This window comes from Xenorhabdus siamensis, assembly GCF_037996745.1.
GTDB lineage: Bacteria > Pseudomonadota > Gammaproteobacteria > Enterobacterales > Enterobacteriaceae > Xenorhabdus > Xenorhabdus indica.
The window spans coordinates 296,026-315,049 of sequence record NZ_JBBMXE010000002.1 but is presented as its reverse complement, the minus strand read 5'-3'; the positions used below and the strand labels follow the sequence as shown (position 1 = coordinate 315,049).

Genomic DNA, 19,024 nt, shown 5'->3' with positions numbered 1-19,024 from the left:
AGTGGATGAATGCGGGATATTCAATTAGTCATGGAACGCTGGGGCGCATGGGCAGCGGATAACCGCGATGGGATTTACTGGTCCGCCATTGCGGCCGGTTTCAAAGGACTCATTCCGAACAGAGTGAAGTCTCGGGTACAGTGCTGTGATGATGACGCCCTGGTGATTTCCAGTTGTATGGCAAAACTGAACCAGCAATATAGTGATGCCCATGACCTGCTGTTTGATTATTACGTCTTTGGTAAGACCTTTATGCAATTGGCCCATGATTATCACTGTTCTGATACGCATATCGGGAAACGATTACAAAAGGCCGAAGGCGTGATTGAGGGGATGTTAATGATGCTGGATATCCCACTGGACATGGATAAAGATATGCCGTTAGAGCAACACCCATTATGAGGCGGCATATAAAAATAAATCTTTACGATCGTAAAAACGCTGCTATTGTGATAAACGTGATGACAAAGTCACCCGCTTATTAATAGCAGATATTTTAAACCTTGCCCCGTGCAAGGTTTTTTTACGCCTGAAATAAACATAAGACTTGCTGTTGTGATAGGTCAGAGTTACATGTGTGTTCATGCACAAAAACTCACCAAAAGGTTAGAATTATCATGTTAAAACATGAAGATATGACAATAACAGCCGCCTGTGTTTTAGACGCCGTGCCTTTGCATACGTGGTTTTCTGTTTCTGAAGTGTCTAAATTAATGGGGCTGCCTGAACCCCGTTGCCAACTACTGTTAACACAATTTCGTCTGGCGGGTTTAATGGAAAGCCGGGAGGATGACACATTTTTCAAATGTTCTTCCTGATGGGGCTATTTCCCAGAATGTGAAAGCGCAGGCCGGTGAATGCCGGCTTTTCGTGTTGTGGTTCGCCTGAAAGCCGCCAGCGTCAAGAGGAAAAAAGCGAATGGATTTACGCCCTGTCACCTTAGTCAACGATGACGCCCTGAAATTTATCAAAACCCTGCCGGATAACTGTATCGACCTGATTGCCACTGATCCACCGTACTTTCGCGTGAAAGCGTGTGACTGGGATAACCAGTGGGAGGACGTGACGGCTTACCTTGCGTGGCTGGACGAACTACTGGCCGAGTGCTGGCGGGTTCTGAAACCGAACGGCAGCCTGTATATGTTTTGTGGTTCGCGTCTGGCCTCGGATACGGAACTGCTGGTGCGGGAACGGTTTAACGTGCTGAACCAGATTATCTGGGCGAAACCGTCTGGCCCGTGGCGCAGGCAACATAAAGAAATCCTGCGCATGTATTTTCCGGCCACGGAACGTATTATTTTTGCTGAACATTACCAAGGCCCCTATCATCCGAAAGGCGACGGCTATTTCAAACAATGTCGGGACCTCAAACAGTCGGTATTTAAACCGCTGGTGGATTATTTCCGTGATGCCCGCAAAGCGTTAGGTATCACGGCAAAAGACATACATGCTGCCACTGGGAAGCAGATGGCCAGTCACTGGTTCAGCGACAGTCAGTGGCAGTTACCCAATAAAACTGACTACCAGAAACTACAGACGCTGTTTGACCGTATCGGCCAAGAAAAGCACCAGCGTGGCGAACTGAACATCCCGTATTCTGAGCTGGTGGACTCGCATTTAACCCTGTCGCGTCAGTATGATGAATTGCGGCAGGAATATGGCTTAATGCGCCGCTCATTCACCGTCACCACCGGTGTGCCTTATACCGATGTCTGGCAGTTTGCCCCTGTGCAATATTATCCGGGCAAACACCCGTGCGAAAAACCGGCTGATTTAATGGCGCATATTATCCAGTCCAGCAGCCGGGAAGGGGATCTGGTAGCCGATTTCTTTATGGGGTCCGGGGCAACCCTGAAAGCGGCGTTGAAATTGAACCGTCGTGTGTTGGGGGTTGAGTTGGAAGAGGAACGGTTTAAGCAAACGGAGCAGGAAATAATAGGCTTGAGTTTATAGCTCAATAAATCACTTATCATCTTTCAAATTATAAGCCTTGCTATAGTCGTAATCCGATTGAGATGAAAATTTGGCCCAAGTAAGGTTTCAGGTGCGTTAACCGCAGGATGAAATTACCTTTATTAATAAATAATTAAGTGAGGTTTTTATGTCTAAAGTTAATAAGCCAGAGAATAAGGCTGCTCTTAAGTGCCTATTCGATCCTAACCAATATAATATTGGCGACAATAACATAACCGTGCCAGCTGGTACTTCCGCATGGGCGCTGAGTCTAGTCTATTTAGGAAAACAGTTGCATCGCAGTGGTTGGAATGCTCCTATAGAACATATGCGTCTTGCTCACAAGTCAGAAGTTGGAAGTGTGGGTGATGGGAATGCTTATATTGAGAAAAGTGATAAAGATGGTTATTGGTCTCGTTGGACACCAACACAAGAAGATTTGTTGGCTTGCGATTGGCAGTTATTGGAGTCGGTGTGTCCAGAAGATAGTATGCTGATTTTTGACCTGAAATCAGGGAACGGAAGTGAGTATGCTGGATATGAGGATAATCAATATGGCACTTTAAACATTATTCGGAATAAAGTGGGTTTTAAAGAAATTTTATTCTTCAAATCCGCAATGGGATCGTTTAATGATATGCCTGTAGGGTATCTCTCTTTTAAGATATCTTATGATATAGCTAACCATCAGACCCTTGAGAATTTACTCAAGAAAAAACTTTATATTACAATAGATGACACAACCTATAACATTGGTCACTATGGCGTATTTTCTCCAGATGATAACAAAGAAGAAAAAACATATAAAGTTAGTTATGAACATGATTATCCATCTGATATAGATAAACTCTATAAAATAATGAGTCAATCCGAACATTCTAAACGGTATTACCTAAATTGGAATGATATACCTAGCCCTGATTTAAATAATATATTGGAATTTGATATCAAGTTTGGTAGTAATCCTTCTGAGGCTGGGTATTTGAATTATGGATATTCGAGTCATGATGGAGTCGATGGAAATGGTGAAAAACTTGGTGTTTTTGGCACCTTGAATATAATAAAAAATAATACGAAGATTCCTGATATATTGGCTTTCTATTATGATGCAGGCCCTCATACTTTTTTAATTAATGTTCCCTATGATCGCTTTAATGCTCAGAGAATAGCAGAGCTATTCGAGAAAAATCTTTATATAACAGTTGATAATAAGCTCTATAAGCTGGGTATTCCTTCATCTGGTGATGCAAGTGGACCTGCTAATAAATTCAGCATTTTTTATAATATATATGATGATTCAGAGTTATTAAATTTAGCTGGAATATTAAAGAAAACAGGAGAAACAAAGCGGATCATCTTAACATGGCTCAATAAATAATTAATCTTTTTTTATAGGTTTAAGGCTACGAACCTTCAGCGTAGCCTTTATATTTTTGTTGTTAGAATTTTTTGTTTATACCCCGACCTGAATCAAATTAGATAAATTTCCACAAACTACAACTCACAAGGGTGAACTCATTCACCCGACAAATACCCATTATCCAATGTAAGGGAAATATAAATTGAAAGAAAATCCTGATATCTGGGTACACCTCAGTGACTGGTTCAACTCGATAAGAGGACAAGGCATTGGCGCAACCCTCGCCGGGACAATGGCATTTCTCCGAGGTCGCTATAACGGTAGCGGCTGGTTAAAGGTGTCTATTGATGCCTTTATGTGTGCCATGTTCGCCTGGTTCATTCGTGATGTATTAAATCTGTTTGGCTTGAATCCTGACTTAGCCTACATCGGCAGTGTAGTGCTTGGTTATCTGGGTACGGACTTTATCGGTCAATTGTTACGTAAGGTGGCAAAGAAAAGAACAGGAGCCTCTTCTGATGGAAATCAGCGATAAAGGTCTTGAGTGCATCAAACAATATGAAGGCCTGAAACTACAAGCCTATCCTGATCCCGCAACCGGTGGCAGGCCGTGGATCATTGGTTACGGTCATACAAAAGGGGTTAAAAAAGGGAATGCGATTACAGAACAGCAGGCCGAAGTATTCCTGCATGATGATCTCCAACCTATTTACACCACATTAAAGCAATGGGTTAAAGTTCCGTTGAATCAAGGCCAGTTCGATGCCTTGTGCTCGTTTATCTTCAATTGTGGCAGCGGTAATTTTTCGGGTTCTACTTTATTGAAGAAACTCAATCAAGGGGATTACACCGGCGCAGCGGCAGAGTTTTCCCGATGGAATAAAGCGGCAGGCAAGGTTATGCGTGGGCTGGATAATCGCAGAGCATCTGAACGCCAGATGTTTTTATCATGAAACTTAATTTCACCTCTGGCGTTGTTATTGCATTGATTATTGCCTCAGCCGCCACCTTCTTATACCGCTCTGGATATAAAAAACAGCTCGGTATTAATAGCGGCCAGATAACTGAAATCCAGCAACTGACTGACACTATTAACTACCAGAACACGCATATTGAAATACTGAATGAACTGGATACCCGCCACACTCAGGAACTTGCCAATGCCAAGACTGAAATTGACACTCTTCGGGCTGATGTTGCCGCTGGCCGTCGTAAACTGCTCATCCAAGCCACCTGTCCTGTGTCAGAAACTACTTCCTCCTGCAGCGTGGGCGATGCAGGGTCCCCACAACTTACAGAGTCAGCTAAACAAAATTATTACGATCTCCTCCGAATGATGGTGGAGAACGTGCAGCAGACCAAGTACTTACAAGATTACATCAAAACGGAGTGTTTGTACTAATAGCTATCCCACCATATTGAACAGTGGGGGATTATATAAACCGAGGTAGTTATTTATTCTGAATAGGTTAAAACTCAAGGTCACAAAACATATTGAAAGTTCGAATTTTTTTCAAGGATAATAACCTCACGATCACTTAATGAGGTTCTTTATGGATACAGATTCGATTAGTTTTGAAGCCATGATAGCGGCACAGCAATCAGCCAAATGGGCATATTGGGCAATGTTTGGTACTTGGTTTGCGGGAATTGCAACTTTTTTCGCTGTATTAGTAGCTTTGTTTAACGCGTCTGCTTGGAAAAATCAATTGATAGTGAAGGAAGAGCAACTATGGGCTACTGCACTGATGCAATATATCTCTTGTCTTGAAAAATGCCCTGATATAATAACAAGCGACGAAAGAATGCAATACTCAACTGAATTAAGCAAACTTGATGGTACTTATGATTTATTGCTTACCCAATTTGCATCATTAAAAATAGCATTAATGGTTAGCAAAACTGGAACCAACAAGTTTGAAACTAAATATAAGGATAAGTTTAATAACTTTATGCCTTTTCATTACTCTTATATCCGTGGAAGCATGGAAAGGGATGTATTATTAGATGTATTACCAGAACTGACTAAAGGTTTAATAGAATTCAAGTAAACCACCTTCGGGTGGTTTTTTGCTATATGGAGACCAGAACATGCCACCTCGCATTCACCGAGCCTGTCGCAAGTCAGGTTGCCCGAAGACCACTACCGACCGCAGCGGCTACTGCACTGACCATTTGCACACGGGCTGGCAATATCACCAACAAGGCAAGAGCCGACATGCCCGGCTACGGCAGTCAATGGGATAAGCTAAAGACGCGGGTCAAACAACGGGATAACTTGCTGTGCCAGCACTGCTTACGGCAGGGGCTGGTGGTCACAGGCATCACTGTTGACCATATCCAACCCAAAGCCCACGGTGGCACTGATGCGTTAAGCAACCTGCAATTATTATGTGAAGCCTGCCATCGGCAGAAAACCGCGACCGAGCGATTACGAAAATATTAATTTCCAATTGTAATCATTATACATGTCATCGTGATAGGGGAAGGGCGGGTCAAATCGCTACCCCTCTCGTTCCCAAGGACCGCCGCCTTGCCTTTTTTTACATCGCCGCGAAATGCAAACCTTTTTTTGGGGTGCCCCAACGGTCCCATTTTACCGGAGATATCACATGGCAGGACGTCCGCCAACCCCGACTCACCTGCGTTTGGTGAGGGGGAACCCATCAAAACGCCCGATTAACGCTCATGAACCGAGGCCAGAAAAAGGGGTCCCCGCTGTCCCTAAACATTTCGGGAAAATGGGCCGGTATTGGCACGCGCGGATCGCCGGGGAACTGGATAAAGTCGGTGTCCTGACCCGCCTTGATGCCAAAGCCCTGGAGTTACTGATTGAAGCCTACGTCGAGTACCGGACGCACTGTGACACACTGGAGAAAGAAGGTTACACCTACCGGACCGATCAGGGATTAATTAAAGCGCACCCGGCAGCAGGCATGAAAGCCGATGCGTGGAAACGCATTCACACCATGCTGAGTGCGTTCGGTATGTCGCCCTCCAGCCGGGCCAAGGTCAACATGGCCGGGGAAGACAAAGCCGATCCTTTGACTGAATTTTTACAAATGAGAGACTGACATGGCAAAAGTCACCGATGGCATCCGCTACGCTGAACGGGTGGTGGCGGGCGAGATTGTCACCGGTGAACTGGTCACCCTCGCCTGTCAGCGTTTCCTTGATGACCTGAAAACCGGCGAATCCCGCGGCATTTATTTCAGCGAACCCCGCGCTCAGCATATCCTGAACTTTTACAAATTCGTGCCACATGTCAAAGGGGCACTGACAGGCAAACCCATTGAACTGATGGACTGGCATATCTTCATTCTGATTAACCTGTTTGGCTTTGTGCGTCCGCTGGTGAATGAAGCCACTGGGGACGTGGTGCTGCGCAATGACGACAGCGGGCGGCCGGTCATGGTGCGCCGTTTCCGTACGGCCTATAACGAGGTCGCGCGTAAAAACGCCAAATCGACCCTGTCATCGGGTATCGGGCTGTACATGACCGGGGCGGACAGTGAAGGCGGGGCCGAGGTGTATTCTGCGGCCACCACCCGCGATCAGGCCCGTATCGTGTTTGAGGATGCGAAGAACATGATCAAGCAGGCCAGACCCACATTAGGGCGGCTGTTTGAGTTTAACAAACTGGCGATTTATCAGGAACCCTCGGCGTCCAAGTTTGAACCGCTGTCCAGTGATGCCAATAACCTGGATGGTCTCAATATTCACTGTGGCATTGTCGATGAGCTGCATGCGCACAAGACCCGCGATGTCTGGGACGTACTGGAAACGGCCACCGGTGCCCGGTTACAGTCCCTGCTGTTTGGTATCACCACGGCCGGCTTTAACAAGGAAGGGATTTGTTACGAGCTGCGCGACTATGCGGTCAAGGTGCTGCGCGGACAGGTCCCGGATGACACCTTTTTTGCCCTGATTTATACACTGGATAAAGACGATGATCCGTTTGATGAAGCGGTGTGGCAGAAAGCCAATCCCGGTCTGGGGATTTGCAAGCGCTGGGATGACTTAAGGCGGCTGGCGAAAAAAGCCAAAGAACAAGTGTCTGCCCGGCATAACTTCTTCACGAAACACATGAACCTGTGGGTGACGGCGGAATCGGCGTGGATGGACATGCTTAAATGGGATGACTGCGACCCGCTGGCGCCGCCGCATGAGCTGAAAACTTACCCGATGTGGGTCGGGGTGGATTTGGCAAACAAGATTGATATCTGTGCGGCGGTGAAAGTCTGGCAGGCGAATAATGGTCATGTTCATGCCGACTTTAAGTTCTGGTTACCGGAAGGCCGCATCGAACGTTGTTCCCGTCAAATGGCGGAACTGTACCGCAAGTGGGGTGAGTCAGGGGTACTCACCCTGACCGATGGCGACGTGGTGGACCATGGACAGATAAAAGAAGAATTACAGCACTGGATCAGCGGTGAGAACCTGAAAGAAATCGGCTTTGACCCGTGGAGTGCGACCCAGTTCAGCTTAGCGCTGGCCGAAGAGGGCCTGCCGTTGGTGGAAGTCGCTCAGACGGTACGCAACCTGTCGGAAGCCATGAAATCACTGGAGGCGATGGTCTACAGCGGTAAATTCCACCATAACGCCCACCCGGTGATGAACTGGATGATGAGTAACGTCACCGTCAAACCGGACAAAAACGACAATATCTTCCCCAACAAATCCACGCCCGAGGCCAAGATAGACGGTCCTTTTGCCCTGTTTACTGCCCTGAGCCGGTTACTGGTCAATGGCGGTGAGCAACAGGAAAGCCTGTCTGATGTACTGATGAGCCGGGGCCTGCGTTCACTCTGAGGTTTTCATGAAACTATTACTCATTACTGCCCCGCTGGTCGGGCTGGCAGGCGGTGCTCTGCTGTCTTACGGCGCGTGGCTGTTATTGCCGGCTGCGGGGTTTATTGTCTCTGGCAGTCTGTGTCTCGGCTGGTCGTATGGGGTCTCACGCATGCTGAGCCAGAAACCCGATAAGGAGGCCTGATGTTTTTTCCCGGATTGTTTCGAAAATCCGCCAAACCGATGACCTCACGTGAACTCAGTGAGCTGATTGGCCTGTCTTACGATACTTACACCGGACGAAAGGTCAGTCCGCAGCTGGCGATGCAACTGACCGCCGTCTTTAGCTGTGTGCGGGTGCTGGCGGAATCGGTCGGTATGCTGCCCTGTTCCCTGTATGAACAACTGGGACGCGGCAATCAACGCGCGGTGAAAGAGCGATTACATAAACTGCTGTCAGTCAAACCCAATAACTACATGACGCCGCAGGAATTCTGGGAGTTACTGATTGCCTGCCTGTGCCTGCGGGGTAATTTCTATGCCTATAAGGTCAAGGCCCTCGGCGAAGTGGTGGAGTTACTGCCCCTCGATCCGGGCTGCGTGGTCGCCAGACTGAACAGTGACTGGCAGCCGGAATATCAGGTGACGTTCCCGAACGGGGAAAGCCGGACCCTGACACAGGGTGACCTTTGGCATGTCCGTATTTTCACGCTGGATGGCCTGACCGGGTTAAGCCCCATTGCCTACGCCCGGCAAGCGATAGGGTTAGGATTGGCGACCGAAGAGCACGGGTCACGGTTATTCGGTAACGGGGCCGTCACCAGCGGGGTACTGCAAACGGATGAGAAACTGACGGATGACGCCTTTGAGCGCCTGAAAACCGATTTTGAAGCGCAACATTAGGGGCTGGCGAATGCACACAAGCCGCTCATTCTGGAAATGGGGCTGAAATGGCATCAAATCAGCCTGTCCGCCGAAGATGCGCAGTTTCTGGAAACCCGCGAGTTTCAGCTGGAAGAAATTTGCCGCATCTTCCGGGTGCCGCTGCATATGGTGCAGAACACCGACCGCGCCACCTTTAACAATATTGAAAATCTGGGGATTGGGTTTATCAACTATTCTCTTGTCCCGTATCTCACCCGCATTGAACAACGAATTAATGCCGGGTTAGTCAGAAGCAACAGGCAAGGGCGGTTTTACGCCAAATTCAATACGGGCGCACTCTTACGCGGCGACATGAAATCCCGTTTCGAGGCCTACGCCACGGGGATTAACTGGGGGATCTACTCGCCGAATGAGTGCCGGGAGCGGGAAGAACTCAACCCGCGAGAAGGGGGCGATATTTACCTGACGCCCATGAACATGACGACCAAACCGGAAAATACCACCAAACCCCAAACGGAGGATAAACCGCATGCCGATGATGACGAAACAACGGCTTGACGTGCCCCTGAAAATCAAATCGGTCAGCGACGCCGGCGAGTTCGAGGGCTACGGTTCGGTGTTCGGGGTGAAAGACAGCTACGACGACATTGTCCTGCCCGGTGCCTTTGCGAACACCTTAAAGCAATGGAATGAAAAAGGCCACCTGCCCGCGTTGCTCTGGCAGCACCGCATGGATGAACCCATCGGGATTTATACCGAAATGAAAGAAGACGAGACCGGGCTGTATCTCAAAGGGCGGTTACTGATTGAGGATGACCCGCTGGCAAAACGCGCCCACGCGCATCTGAAAGCCGGTTCCCTGTCAGGATTGTCTATCGGTTATCTGCTGAAAGACTGGGAGTATGACCGGATCCGCGAGGCTTTTTTACTGAAAGAGCTGGATTTATGGGAAGTGAGTCTGGTCACCTTTCCGTCCAACGATGAAGCCCGGGTCAGCGAAGTCAAATCCGCTTTTGCCCGCGGCGATATTCCTGCCCCGAAAAGTATTGAACGGGTCCTGCGCGACGTTGGACTCTCTCGTTCTCAGGCGAAGGCGTTTATGGCTGAGGGCTACCGGGCACTGTCGCCGCGTGACGCGGAAACCGTGTCTGCATTGAATGCACTGAAATCATTACATTTTAATTAACCGGAGTTTTTTATGCCTATTGAAGTGAAAGACGTACAACAGGTCGCGCAGGAAATCCAGCAGCGTTTTGACGAGTTCAGACAGAAGAACGATCAGCGCATTGAGGCGATTGAGGCCCAGAAAGGCAAGCTGGCGGAACAGGTGGACACCCTGAACGGCAAACTGTCTGAGCTGGACAGCCTGAAATCCGAGCTGGAAGCAGAGCTGACGGAGCTGAAACGCCCGGCAGGGGGCAATCACAGTCCGGCCGTGAGTGAACACAAGACCGCGTTTATCCAGTTTATCCGCAAGGGCAAGGACGACGGGCTGGCCGAACTGGAACAAAAGGCGATGCAGACCACCACTGATCCCGATGGCGGTCATGCGGTGCCGGAAGAGCTGGATCGCAACATTATCAGCGCACTGAAAGACCAGGTCGTGATGCGTCAGGAATGCGCGGTGATCACACTGGGGACCCCGGACTATAAGAAGCTGGTCAACCGGGGCGGGACAACCAGCGGCTGGGTGGGAGAAACCGACAAGCGCGAGGAAACCGCGACCTCCCAGCTCGGCGTGATTGAGCCGGTCTGGGGAGAAATTTACGGCAACCCGGCCGCCACTCAGCGTATGCTGGATGATGCCTTTTTCGATGTGGAAGCCTTTATCTCATCGGAACTGACACAGGAATTTGCGGAGAAGGAAGAGGCGGCGTTTACCCACGGTGACGGCAGCAAGAAACCCAAAGGGTTACTGGCTTTTGGCTCAGATGACAAGGCGGACAAAGATCGCGAGTGGGGCACCCTGCAACACCTGCGGCTGAAAAAACCGGCCGAGGTCACGGCGGACGACATCCTGCAACTGATCTACACCCTGCGCAAACCGTACCGCACCGGCGCGAAATTCATGATGAACAACAACCTGCTGTTTCAGGTGCGTACCCTGAAAGACAGTCAGGGCAACTACCTGTGGCAGCCGGGCTTGCAGTTGGGCCAGCCTTCCGCCTTGCTCGGCTACGGTATTGCCGAGAATGAGCAGTTTGCGGATTTGGGGGCCGGGGCGATACCTGTCGCTTTCGGCAACTTCAAACGCGGCTACACCATTCTGGACCGCCTCGGGGTGCGCATGTTGCGCGATCCGTACACCCATAAACCGTTTGTGCAGTTCTATACCACCAAGCGTGTTGGCTCAATGCTGGTGGACAGCCACGCGGTGAAACTGCTGAAAATGGCAGAAGGCAAAGCCTAATCACCGGGGCGGCCCGCGTGCCGCCCTGTTATCAGGAGACCCTGATGCTATTACCGACGATTGAAGAACTGCGGTTACAGTGCCGGCTTGATTCTGATGAGGAAGATGCCTTGTTGCAGGCTTATCTTGAAGCCGCCAGAGAAAAGGCCATTAATTACCTGAACCGCAATTTTTACGAAGAGGCTGTGCCTGAATCAGACCCGGAGGGGCTGGTTCTTTCCCCATTGATAAAGCTGGCCCTGATGCTGGCGGTCGGGTTCTGGTATGAAACCCGCGATCCGAAACGGTTGCCACCGGGCTTCCGGGACTTGCTGGACGATTACCGGATAAAACCCGTATAGGAGGACAGGATGTTGGTGAATGAAATCAACAAACGTATCAAACTCTTTCGCCCCATTATCACACGGGATGAACTGGGGTCAGAAACCATCACCTCCGAATATGTTACCACGGTCTGGGCCAAAGCCGAGGCGATGTCTAACCGCAAAATTCGCACCGCCGATCAGCAACAGGTCATTGAAATGCAGCAATTTACCGTGAGGCCAAGAAAGGACATTGAACCCCATTGGCTAATTGAACATCAGGGGCGGCTGTTTACGGTTCGCGCGGTAGATCGCAATCGTGCCGACCGAACCCTTATTACCACAGAAGCGGATGTCCGTCATGATAGAGTCTGACATCAAAACTGATTTAGAGCGGTTAACCCACTTGCCTGTTTACCCGCTGATATTACCGTCCAGTGTATTAGAGGGGGTAACCTATCAGCGGATCAGTGACCCGAAATTCAATACCGGTCTGGCCCCGACACGACTCATTGAAGCCCGTTTTCAAATCAGCCTCATTTTGCATGACTATACCCGGGCGCTGAAACTGGAGCGCATTATCCGTTCTGCCTGGGAATCGGTACAGCATGGACTGATTGGGCGTACTGCCGTGCAGACCGTTTCACGCGGTCCCTTGTATCAGGCGTCAGAAGAGCTGACGGAAAACCGTAAGCGTTATCGCATCACGCGTGATTTTATCATCTTCTTTGCGGAGGACACCGATGATTAGTACTGACCTTTCCGGTCTGGAGGCGTTGGGACGTCGATTGCAAGCACTGGACACCGAATTGCAGACCCGGATATTAAGAGATGCGGGCAAAGAAGCGATGCAAATTGTGCAGGAAGATATGATCGCCCATGCCGGGTATGACAAGAAAAGTGATGGTCCCCATATGCGGGACGATATCAAAATCCGCGCAACAAAATCGAAGAAGTATCCAGGCGGAGTCATGATTATTGTTGGCCCCACTCAGCCCCATCGCATGAAAGCACTGGCGCAGGAAATGGGCACCATCAAGCAAGTGCCTCGCCCGTTTATCCGTCCGGCGCTGGACTACAACAAAACGGCTGTTTTAAGAGTGCTTGCACAGGAAATTCGCGCAGCATTGTCTGTCTACAGTAAATAACCCTGACGGGAGTAAATCACCATGGCAACATCGTCACCTGAATACGCTGTATTGCCCGCGGGCACGGTCGTGAAATTCGGCAAACCCGGCGACAGCGTGGAAAACATGAAACAGTTAATTAACTGTAAGGCATTGGGTGCAACAGGACTCACGGGCAGTTTTATCGACTGCACCACTCTGATTGATACCAATAAACAATTTATTTCGGATATGCCGGAGGGACCCGAAAAGTCATTGGGGTTTATTGATGACCCCGAAAACGCCGATTTTACCGCGTTCCTGAACGCCGCTCAGAATCGTGAAACCGTCCAGTTTTACATTGCCCTGCCGAACAAGCGCACGGCAACGATGATCCTGGCTCTCTCAGGCTGGGAAATGAATGATATCAACGCACCCGCCAGTGAAGTCATTCAAATTACCGTCAAAGGCAAACAGAATAACCTCGTCTGGGGTATCGCCACCACGAAAACAGGAGTCACCCAATGAAAGGCCTGAAAGCAGCATTATTAACCCCGCGTCCTCACGTGAAGGAAGTTGAGCTTTTTGGTACTAAAGTCAATTTGCGCCGAATGACCGCGTCTGAACTGATGGGGCTGGAGGAAGCGGTAGAAAAACTTCACGACGAAAACGCACGGGAAGCTTCGCGGCTCAATATCCAGATGGTGCTGGATTGTCTGGTGAATGACAAAGGAAAACCCCTCGACAAAGCTGATCTGCCCACGGTGGATGAACTGATGGAAATTCACGATAATGCCACGATTATCGCGGCCATCAATATTGTGAAACGCCATGCTATCGGCACGCTGGAGGATGCCGAAAAAAACTAATTCAATCGCCGCTGTTGCATTTTGCCTTTACCCTTGCAGAGCAACTCGGCGAAATCGATCCCTATCGAATCCTGTTTTTGCCTGCATCCACCCTGAACGAGTGGCAGGCGTATTATCGGCTGAAAAAGCACAAACAGCCCGCTAAGACGCCGGCCGCCTCCGTACCGGTATCCCGTGATACAGTACAGGCACAGTGTGATGCGGTCATGAAATTGTTAGGTTAAGTTATGGCAAATTTATCCACACTCACCGTAGGCTTACTGGTCAATGCCACGTCGTTTAAGTCACAAATTACCGAAGCGTACCGCCACGCCGGGCGGGAATCGGAAAAATTCGCCGACAAAGCCAAATCAGGTGCGAGGAAGGCGGAATCGGCTTATCAGTCTCTGGGCAAACAAATTAAATCCGTTTCCGGTCAGTTGATGGTATTGGCCGGCACGGGTTTTTCATTGGGGGCCATTCTGACCGCCACCCGTAAGTATGGACAGGCTTTATCCGATTTGTCTGCCATTACCGGGGCCACGGGAGAGCAATTAAAACAGCTGGATGCTAATGCACAGCGGTTGGGGCGTACCACGGAGTTTGGGGCCGTCCGAATTACCGAAGCGTTTAAGTTGATGGCTTCCGCCAAGCCGGAACTGCTGAAAAGTACTGAAGGATTGACGCTGGCGACACAAAAAGCGGTGACGTTAGCGCAGGCCTCCGGGATTGATTTACCGGAAGCGACTAAAGCACTGGCACTCTCATTAAACCAGTTCGGAGCCAGTGCAGAGCAGGCTGACCGATTTATCAACGTCCTGGCAGCTGGGGCAAAATATGGCTCATCCGAAATTGGTGAAACAGCGCAGGCGATTAAAAACGGCGGGACGATGGCTGCACAGGCAGGGATCAGTTTTGAGGAACTGAACGCGGTCATTCAAATTCTGGCCGAACGGGGAATAAAAGGGGCCGAAGCAGGTACGGCTATCCGAAATGTGATCCTGGCCTTAGAGAATTCAACGGATAAAAAACTGAAACCGTCTGTGGTGGGATTGTCTGCCGCACTGGACTATCTGGCTAAAAAGAATCTGTCTACCACAGAGGCGACCAAACTGTTTGGGTGGGCGAGTATCAGTGTTGCTTCCAACTTAGTGAAAGGCCGGGGAAAATTAGATGAACTCCGGCAGTCATTGACGGGGACGCAGGTTGCCTATGAGCAGGCGGGCGCCCGGGCGAACAACCTGAGTTCGGATCTGGACGTATTAAACAGTGCGTTTGAAGGGCTGGCAATTAAAGTCGGCCAAAGTGCAGATGGCCCGCTTCGAACCGGGGTTCAGAGTGCAACCAGTGCTATTAACACACTGTCAGAAAACTTTAATTTGGTGGCTACGGTTGCATTACACACACTGATCCCCGTAATGACAACCCGACTGACCGCCAGTTTGCGTGAAAATATCACTACGTGGAAAGCCACGGAAAAAGCCGCTCGTGATACAGCCAAACAGCAGGCAGCGACAGCACAAAGAGCGATAGAATCTGCCAGAGCTATGCGAGAGCAAGCCGGACAGCAAAATCAGTGGCTGACCACCCAAAAGATGCTTAATAAGCAGCACGGTATCTATGTTAATTATCAGAAAGAATATGCGGCCAACTTTCGAAAAATTAGGGAATCGATCATTACTGAAACGTCAGCAAAGAATCAATTAGTCGCAGCTAACCGAAGATTGTCGTATTCCACTCGCCTTTTGTCAGGTGTTACAGCGGGTGCGAGTGGCGCGCTTTCCATGATTGGTGGGCCATTTGGTGCAGCTATGTTGGCAGGTTCTGCCATCTATTATTTCCATCAACGGGCGCAAGAGGCTCGCGAAAGTGCAACTAATTTAAAGGATGCTGTGCTCGAAACAAAAGATGCATTGATGCAACTTTCAAAGGTTGAGCTATCCTCTAAGATTCTGAATTACAGAGATGCATTGGAAAAACAAAAAGAAGAAACAGGCAAGATATGGCTTGATTTGCAAGGGAAGAAAAACCTTGTGTCCGGTGTTGGACTTGGGGGCTTGTGGGCAAACAAAAAGAAAGCGCAAGAAGAAGTTACACACGCAGAGGCGGAATACGAAAAAGCGCTTAAAAAAACGGAATTTCATAAGAAACAGCTTGAAGAATCCCAAGCCGCATTAAAGGCGCTTGCAGCGGGTGAAAAACCCAAGTTAAAGATCGACGAAGGCGATAATGGTAACCCATGGGAAGGCGAAGGAAAGGACAAGACCGACAACGATAAAAGTAACAGCAAAGGAAAGCAAACCCTGAATCAGTATCGTCAGTTACGTCTGGAAATAGAAAGGGTACACACGACAAGTTTAGGACGTATCATCCTGAGTGAACAAGAAATTCAGCGAAAGCTGAATGAGGTCAGTAAATCCGGTTTAGTTTCCCAAAATGAAATTTTGCGGCTAAGCACCCTCAATGCCGAAAACCACCAAAAGCAACGGATGGAACTGACAGAAAAATATGCCCCGGTAAAAGCCCTGATCCGTCAGGAAAAAGAAGCCAGTGCAGAACTTAAGGCCCTGTATGCTGAACGATTGCTGTCAGAGCAGGAGTATTTATCAGCCAGCAAAACCCTGTGTCAAACTTCTGTCAAAGATAAACTGGCGGAGCAGGCCAGACAGATCGCTGCCCCGCGTCTGGATATGACAGGTGAAGTTGACCCCATCGCTCAGCTTAGAAACCAGCTTACTGAACAAACGGCTTTATACGATGCTTATTACCAGAATGGCATCATTAAAAAAGAACGCTATGAGCAATTGGTGGCCGCAGCCGGCACACGTTCTAAAGACGCGCAATTTTCGGCAGCCAAAGAACTGTATGGTGCGCAGGGAAGTTTTCAGAAAATGCAAATGAACCTGCTGGATGCTGTTGAACAACGGACCGGGAACGCCTTAACCGGAATGCTGATGGGGACAAAGTCATTTTCTGAATCCATGAAGGAATTATCGGCATCATTGGCGCAGTCCATCATCCAGGATCTGGTGCGTATTGCTATGCAGGCACTGATAACGAAGGCGCTTTCTGGCTTCTTTGGCGGTTCAGGCGGCAGTATGGCGAATATGGGGACCAGTTCTCTGGCCTCAGCAGGTGGCGGCTTATCACCTATTGGCACAGGCACGACAATAATGCCTGATGTCTGGAAAAGCCCAATCCCCCTGCCTAATGCCAAAGGCGGCGTTTACCAATCCACAGACTTAAGTCAGTACAGCGGACAGATTGTCAGCAGCCCGACCCTGTTTAAATTTGCCAAAGGGGGTGGATTGATGGGGGAGGCGGGACCGGAAGCTATTCTGCCATTAAAACGGGGTTCAGATGGAAAATTGGGTGTTCAGGCAATGGGCGGCACCAGCAACCAGACCACCAATCATGTCAACATTGTTATCAATTCTGATGGTAATCACGAAGTGAAGACAACCAGCGGCTTTGAATCGGCAGGACAGGATATTGCGAAGTTTGTTGATCAGCGCTTCAAATTATTGCTGCATAAAAGTCTGGGGCAGGGCGGTGAACTCAGTGTGGCTATCAAAGGAGGCAGAAGGTGATAAAGACGTTTGATTTTCCCGCGAGGGTCGGTGCTGTTGGGGAATTTGAGCCTGTTGTGCGTTCTGTCCAATTTGGTGACGGATATAAACAAACTTCGGGAGATGGCATTAATTCACAGCGCGAAAGCTGGCCCTTGTCCTTTGTGGGGGCGTTATCTGAAATAGAACCCGTGATGGCTTTTCTACGCGAGCACCAGGGATGGCGCTCATTTAAGTGGCGCAATCCGTTATCTGAGATGGGGCTGTATCAAGCCGGAAAATTCACGATACAGGCCAGTGGAGCATATTTCACTCTCTCTGTGACATTTACCCGCATCTATCACCCGTAAGAGGTTTTACATGACGATCACTGCGACACTCCAGCGCCTTGAGCCGGGGAGCAAAATCTTATTGTATACGGTAGATGGCTCGGCCTTTGGCGGGCCAGAACTGCATTTTCACAGTCACCCTATCGCTTATACCGAAGCGGAACTGGAAAGCTCGGATAGCCTGCCGGCTAAATCGATCTGGTGGCAGGGTGTGGAATATAAGCCGTGGCCTGTTGAAATTAAAGGACTGGAAACCCTCAGTGACGGCAGGGCAGTGTCACCGACCCTGAGTGTGGCTAATCTGGATGGTGCTATCAGCGCCCTGTGTCTGGCTTATCAGAACATGGTGCAGGCGCGTGTCACTATTCGTATGACCTTTGCGCATTATCTGGATGCGAGAAACTTTCCAGACGGCAACCCGCAAGCCGATCCGACACAGGAAAAAATCGATGTTTTCTATATCGACAGTAAGACCCATGAAGATAACGAAAGCATTCAGTTTGCTTTATCGTCACCGGCTGACTTACAGGGCATACAAATCCCTACCCGTCAAATCCACAGTCTTTGTACATGGTGTATGCGCGGGTTATATCGCAAATCACCTTGTAACTATACGGGAACGCGATATTTTGATGAGGAGGGTAACCCGACTGATGACCCGGCAAAAGATGCGTGCGGTGGCTTGATGAGTGACTGCAAGGCCCGATACGGTGAAGCGGCTCAATTGCCATTTGGTGGATTTCCGGGTTCGGCGTTGTTGAGAAGATGATGGTACTTCTGGATATTAAAAGAACTAAAGGTTAATATTTACTGATGTATTGACATTATGAAGGTGCATTCAATGGGAACTGATGATAAGACTATTGATCCTTTATTTGATGATGCTGTTGAATATGTAATAACCAAGGAATATACATCTATCAATGAGGTAAAAGAGTATTTTGGTATAGGTTACAATAGAGCAGCTTTGTTATTGGAGCAAATGGAAATAGTTGCATGGGAATGTGATAATGAAACTTCCCGATATAAAAGAATTGCTCCGTTAACACAGAAAATAACGAGACAAGAAAAAAAAGAACCCAGTCCCAGAGTAGTTAATGCCAAGCAAAATGATTCTAAGGTGTTAGGTTTTGACGGCTTTGAATGGTTTATGGCGAGCATTAGCTTTATTGTTGTTATGTTCGTTTTCGTTTCTTGCTCCAGTCGATCACCAGCACTTGAGACAGATTATTGTTCAGATGATAAGGTAGCGTATACTTATGCTAAAAAGTTTATATCATCTCATTTAAAAGCCCCATCGACTGCTAAGTTTGCCAGTTACTACGATGTTAAATCGAACAAGCCCGCAGAATGTAAATTTAATTTTATTGGGTATGTTGATGCTCAGAATAGCTTTGGTGCAATGATAAGAACAAAGTTCAATGCTGTAGTGCGTTACGAACGTGATAATGACAAATATTATTTAACCTGA

The 19,024-nt window shown here is 48.8% G+C and carries 24 protein-coding genes and 3 pseudogenes; all 27 read left to right on the top strand.

Annotated elements, in window-relative coordinates:
* Nucleotides 1-9 precede the first annotated feature (9 nt).
* The gene (locus tag AAC852_RS02395) at nt 10-402 is read left to right on the top strand and encodes an antiterminator Q family protein (RefSeq protein WP_340619638.1); all 393 of its coding nucleotides are present in this window, start codon (nt 10-12) and stop codon (nt 400-402) included.
* Between the two features lie 215 nt (nt 403-617).
* Entirely contained in the window at nt 618-818 is a 201-nt protein-coding gene (locus AAC852_RS02390) for a hypothetical protein (protein ID WP_340619637.1), read from the top strand.
* A gap of 100 nt (nt 819-918) precedes the next feature.
* Nucleotides 919-1,953, top strand: coding sequence for a DNA-methyltransferase (locus AAC852_RS02385; RefSeq protein ID WP_340619636.1), 1,035 nt, complete (start codon nt 919-921; stop codon nt 1,951-1,953).
* A gap of 148 nt (nt 1,954-2,101) precedes the next feature.
* A pseudogene (locus tag AAC852_RS20145) lies at nt 2,102-2,857 on the top strand (Thoeris anti-defense Tad2 family protein); the annotation flags it as partial.
* 30 nt (nt 2,858-2,887) lie between these two features.
* Nucleotides 2,888-3,331 carry a DUF7823 domain-containing protein gene (locus tag AAC852_RS20140; protein ID WP_479715105.1) on the top strand — a complete coding sequence of 148 codons (444 nt, stop codon included), beginning with the start codon at nt 2,888-2,890 and terminating at the stop codon, nt 3,329-3,331.
* Nucleotides 3,332-3,515: 184 nt separating this feature from the next.
* Nucleotides 3,516-3,848, top strand: coding sequence for a phage holin, lambda family (locus tag AAC852_RS02375; protein WP_340619634.1), 333 nt, complete (start codon nt 3,516-3,518; stop codon nt 3,846-3,848).
* Nucleotides 3,832-4,266, top strand: a complete 435-nt coding sequence (locus AAC852_RS02370) for a lysozyme (protein ID WP_340619633.1) — start codon at nt 3,832-3,834, stop codon at nt 4,264-4,266. The genes AAC852_RS02375 and AAC852_RS02370 overlap by 17 nt, the downstream gene beginning before the upstream one ends.
* Complete coding sequence (locus AAC852_RS02365; RefSeq protein ID WP_340619632.1) at nt 4,263-4,715, top strand: lysis protein; 453 nt, start codon at nt 4,263-4,265, stop codon at nt 4,713-4,715. Before AAC852_RS02370 ends, AAC852_RS02365 begins: the two co-directional genes overlap by 4 nt.
* A 151-nt stretch (nt 4,716-4,866) precedes the next feature.
* On the top strand, nt 4,867-5,364 hold the full coding sequence (locus AAC852_RS02360) for a hypothetical protein (protein WP_340619631.1): 498 nt from the start codon (nt 4,867-4,869) through the stop codon (nt 5,362-5,364).
* A gap of 40 nt (nt 5,365-5,404) precedes the next feature.
* A pseudogene (locus AAC852_RS02355) lies at nt 5,405-5,759 on the top strand (HNH endonuclease).
* A 166-nt stretch (nt 5,760-5,925) separates the two neighbouring features.
* Nucleotides 5,926-6,387 (top strand): phage terminase small subunit P27 family, encoded by a 462-nt coding sequence (locus AAC852_RS02350; RefSeq protein WP_340619630.1) that lies wholly within the window; start codon nt 5,926-5,928, stop codon nt 6,385-6,387.
* A gap of 1 nt (nt 6,388) precedes the next feature.
* Nucleotides 6,389-8,125, top strand: a complete 1,737-nt coding sequence (locus AAC852_RS02345; RefSeq protein WP_340619629.1) for a terminase large subunit — start codon at nt 6,389-6,391, stop codon at nt 8,123-8,125.
* 7 nt (nt 8,126-8,132) lie between these two features.
* Nucleotides 8,133-8,309 carry a hypothetical protein gene (locus AAC852_RS02340; RefSeq protein ID WP_340619628.1) on the top strand — a complete coding sequence of 59 codons (177 nt, stop codon included), beginning with the start codon at nt 8,133-8,135 and terminating at the stop codon, nt 8,307-8,309.
* Nucleotides 8,309-9,547, top strand: a pseudogene (locus AAC852_RS02335) (phage portal protein). The gene AAC852_RS02340 and the pseudogene AAC852_RS02335 overlap by 1 nt, the downstream one beginning before the upstream one ends.
* Entirely contained in the window at nt 9,525-10,175 is a 651-nt protein-coding gene (locus AAC852_RS02330; protein WP_340619666.1) for an HK97 family phage prohead protease, read from the top strand. Before AAC852_RS02335 ends, AAC852_RS02330 begins: the two are co-directional and overlap by 23 nt.
* A gap of 12 nt (nt 10,176-10,187) precedes the next feature.
* Entirely contained in the window at nt 10,188-11,399 is a 1,212-nt protein-coding gene (locus AAC852_RS02325; protein WP_340619627.1) for a phage major capsid protein, read from the top strand.
* A gap of 44 nt (nt 11,400-11,443) precedes the next feature.
* Nucleotides 11,444-11,740: a head-tail connector protein gene (locus tag AAC852_RS02320; protein ID WP_340619626.1), complete on the top strand. Its 297-nt coding sequence runs from the start codon at nt 11,444-11,446 to the stop codon at nt 11,738-11,740.
* A 9-nt stretch (nt 11,741-11,749) separates the two neighbouring features.
* Nucleotides 11,750-12,076 carry a phage head closure protein gene (locus tag AAC852_RS02315; RefSeq protein ID WP_340619625.1) on the top strand — a complete coding sequence of 109 codons (327 nt, stop codon included), beginning with the start codon at nt 11,750-11,752 and terminating at the stop codon, nt 12,074-12,076.
* Entirely contained in the window at nt 12,063-12,452 is a 390-nt protein-coding gene (locus tag AAC852_RS02310) for a hypothetical protein (RefSeq protein ID WP_340619624.1), read from the top strand. The genes AAC852_RS02315 and AAC852_RS02310 overlap by 14 nt, the downstream gene beginning before the upstream one ends.
* Nucleotides 12,445-12,849, top strand: coding sequence for an HK97-gp10 family putative phage morphogenesis protein (locus AAC852_RS02305; RefSeq protein ID WP_340619623.1), 405 nt, complete (start codon nt 12,445-12,447; stop codon nt 12,847-12,849). Before AAC852_RS02310 ends, AAC852_RS02305 begins: the two co-directional genes overlap by 8 nt.
* A gap of 21 nt (nt 12,850-12,870) precedes the next feature.
* Nucleotides 12,871-13,335 (top strand): phage tail protein, encoded by a 465-nt coding sequence (locus AAC852_RS02300; protein ID WP_340619622.1) that lies wholly within the window; start codon nt 12,871-12,873, stop codon nt 13,333-13,335.
* Complete coding sequence (locus AAC852_RS02295; RefSeq protein WP_340619621.1) at nt 13,332-13,676, top strand: phage tail protein; 345 nt, start codon at nt 13,332-13,334, stop codon at nt 13,674-13,676. Before AAC852_RS02300 ends, AAC852_RS02295 begins: the two co-directional genes overlap by 4 nt.
* A gap of 77 nt (nt 13,677-13,753) precedes the next feature.
* Complete coding sequence (locus tag AAC852_RS02290) at nt 13,754-13,900, top strand: hypothetical protein (RefSeq protein ID WP_340619620.1); 147 nt, start codon at nt 13,754-13,756, stop codon at nt 13,898-13,900.
* Between the two features lie 3 nt (nt 13,901-13,903).
* Entirely contained in the window at nt 13,904-17,245 is a 3,342-nt protein-coding gene (locus AAC852_RS02285) for a phage tail tape measure protein (protein WP_340619619.1), read from the top strand.
* Entirely contained in the window at nt 17,242-17,574 is a 333-nt protein-coding gene (locus tag AAC852_RS02280) for a phage tail protein (RefSeq protein ID WP_340619618.1), read from the top strand. Before AAC852_RS02285 ends, AAC852_RS02280 begins: the two co-directional genes overlap by 4 nt.
* A gap of 10 nt (nt 17,575-17,584) precedes the next feature.
* Nucleotides 17,585-18,322, top strand: a complete 738-nt coding sequence (locus AAC852_RS02275) for a phage minor tail protein L (protein WP_340619616.1) — start codon at nt 17,585-17,587, stop codon at nt 18,320-18,322.
* Nucleotides 18,323-18,394: 72 nt separating this feature from the next.
* Nucleotides 18,395-19,024: a DNA translocase FtsK gene (locus AAC852_RS02270; protein ID WP_340619615.1), complete on the top strand. Its 630-nt coding sequence runs from the start codon at nt 18,395-18,397 to the stop codon at nt 19,022-19,024.

Coding starts and splice junctions, on each gene's coding strand:
- AAC852_RS02395 (WP_340619638.1), top strand. CDS start 10: ATGCGGGATATTCAATTAGTCATGGAACGCTGGGGCGCATGGGCAGCG.
- AAC852_RS02390 (WP_340619637.1), top strand. CDS start 618: ATGTTAAAACATGAAGATATGACAATAACAGCCGCCTGTGTTTTAGAC.
- AAC852_RS02385 (WP_340619636.1), top strand. CDS start 919: ATGGATTTACGCCCTGTCACCTTAGTCAACGATGACGCCCTGAAATTT.
- AAC852_RS02370 (WP_340619633.1), top strand. CDS start 3,832: ATGGAAATCAGCGATAAAGGTCTTGAGTGCATCAAACAATATGAAGGC.
- AAC852_RS02365 (WP_340619632.1), top strand. CDS start 4,263: ATGAAACTTAATTTCACCTCTGGCGTTGTTATTGCATTGATTATTGCC.
- AAC852_RS02360 (WP_340619631.1), top strand. CDS start 4,867: ATGGATACAGATTCGATTAGTTTTGAAGCCATGATAGCGGCACAGCAA.
- AAC852_RS02350 (WP_340619630.1), top strand. CDS start 5,926: ATGGCAGGACGTCCGCCAACCCCGACTCACCTGCGTTTGGTGAGGGGG.
- AAC852_RS02345 (WP_340619629.1), top strand. CDS start 6,389: ATGGCAAAAGTCACCGATGGCATCCGCTACGCTGAACGGGTGGTGGCG.
- AAC852_RS02340 (WP_340619628.1), top strand. CDS start 8,133: ATGAAACTATTACTCATTACTGCCCCGCTGGTCGGGCTGGCAGGCGGT.
- AAC852_RS02330 (WP_340619666.1), top strand. CDS start 9,525: ATGATGACGAAACAACGGCTTGACGTGCCCCTGAAAATCAAATCGGTC.
- AAC852_RS02325 (WP_340619627.1), top strand. CDS start 10,188: ATGCCTATTGAAGTGAAAGACGTACAACAGGTCGCGCAGGAAATCCAG.
- AAC852_RS02320 (WP_340619626.1), top strand. CDS start 11,444: ATGCTATTACCGACGATTGAAGAACTGCGGTTACAGTGCCGGCTTGAT.
- AAC852_RS02315 (WP_340619625.1), top strand. CDS start 11,750: ATGTTGGTGAATGAAATCAACAAACGTATCAAACTCTTTCGCCCCATT.
- AAC852_RS02310 (WP_340619624.1), top strand. CDS start 12,063: ATGATAGAGTCTGACATCAAAACTGATTTAGAGCGGTTAACCCACTTG.
- AAC852_RS02305 (WP_340619623.1), top strand. CDS start 12,445: ATGATTAGTACTGACCTTTCCGGTCTGGAGGCGTTGGGACGTCGATTG.
- AAC852_RS02300 (WP_340619622.1), top strand. CDS start 12,871: ATGGCAACATCGTCACCTGAATACGCTGTATTGCCCGCGGGCACGGTC.
- AAC852_RS02295 (WP_340619621.1), top strand. CDS start 13,332: ATGAAAGGCCTGAAAGCAGCATTATTAACCCCGCGTCCTCACGTGAAG.
- AAC852_RS02285 (WP_340619619.1), top strand. CDS start 13,904: ATGGCAAATTTATCCACACTCACCGTAGGCTTACTGGTCAATGCCACG.
- AAC852_RS02275 (WP_340619616.1), top strand. CDS start 17,585: ATGACGATCACTGCGACACTCCAGCGCCTTGAGCCGGGGAGCAAAATC.
- AAC852_RS02270 (WP_340619615.1), top strand. CDS start 18,395: ATGGGAACTGATGATAAGACTATTGATCCTTTATTTGATGATGCTGTT.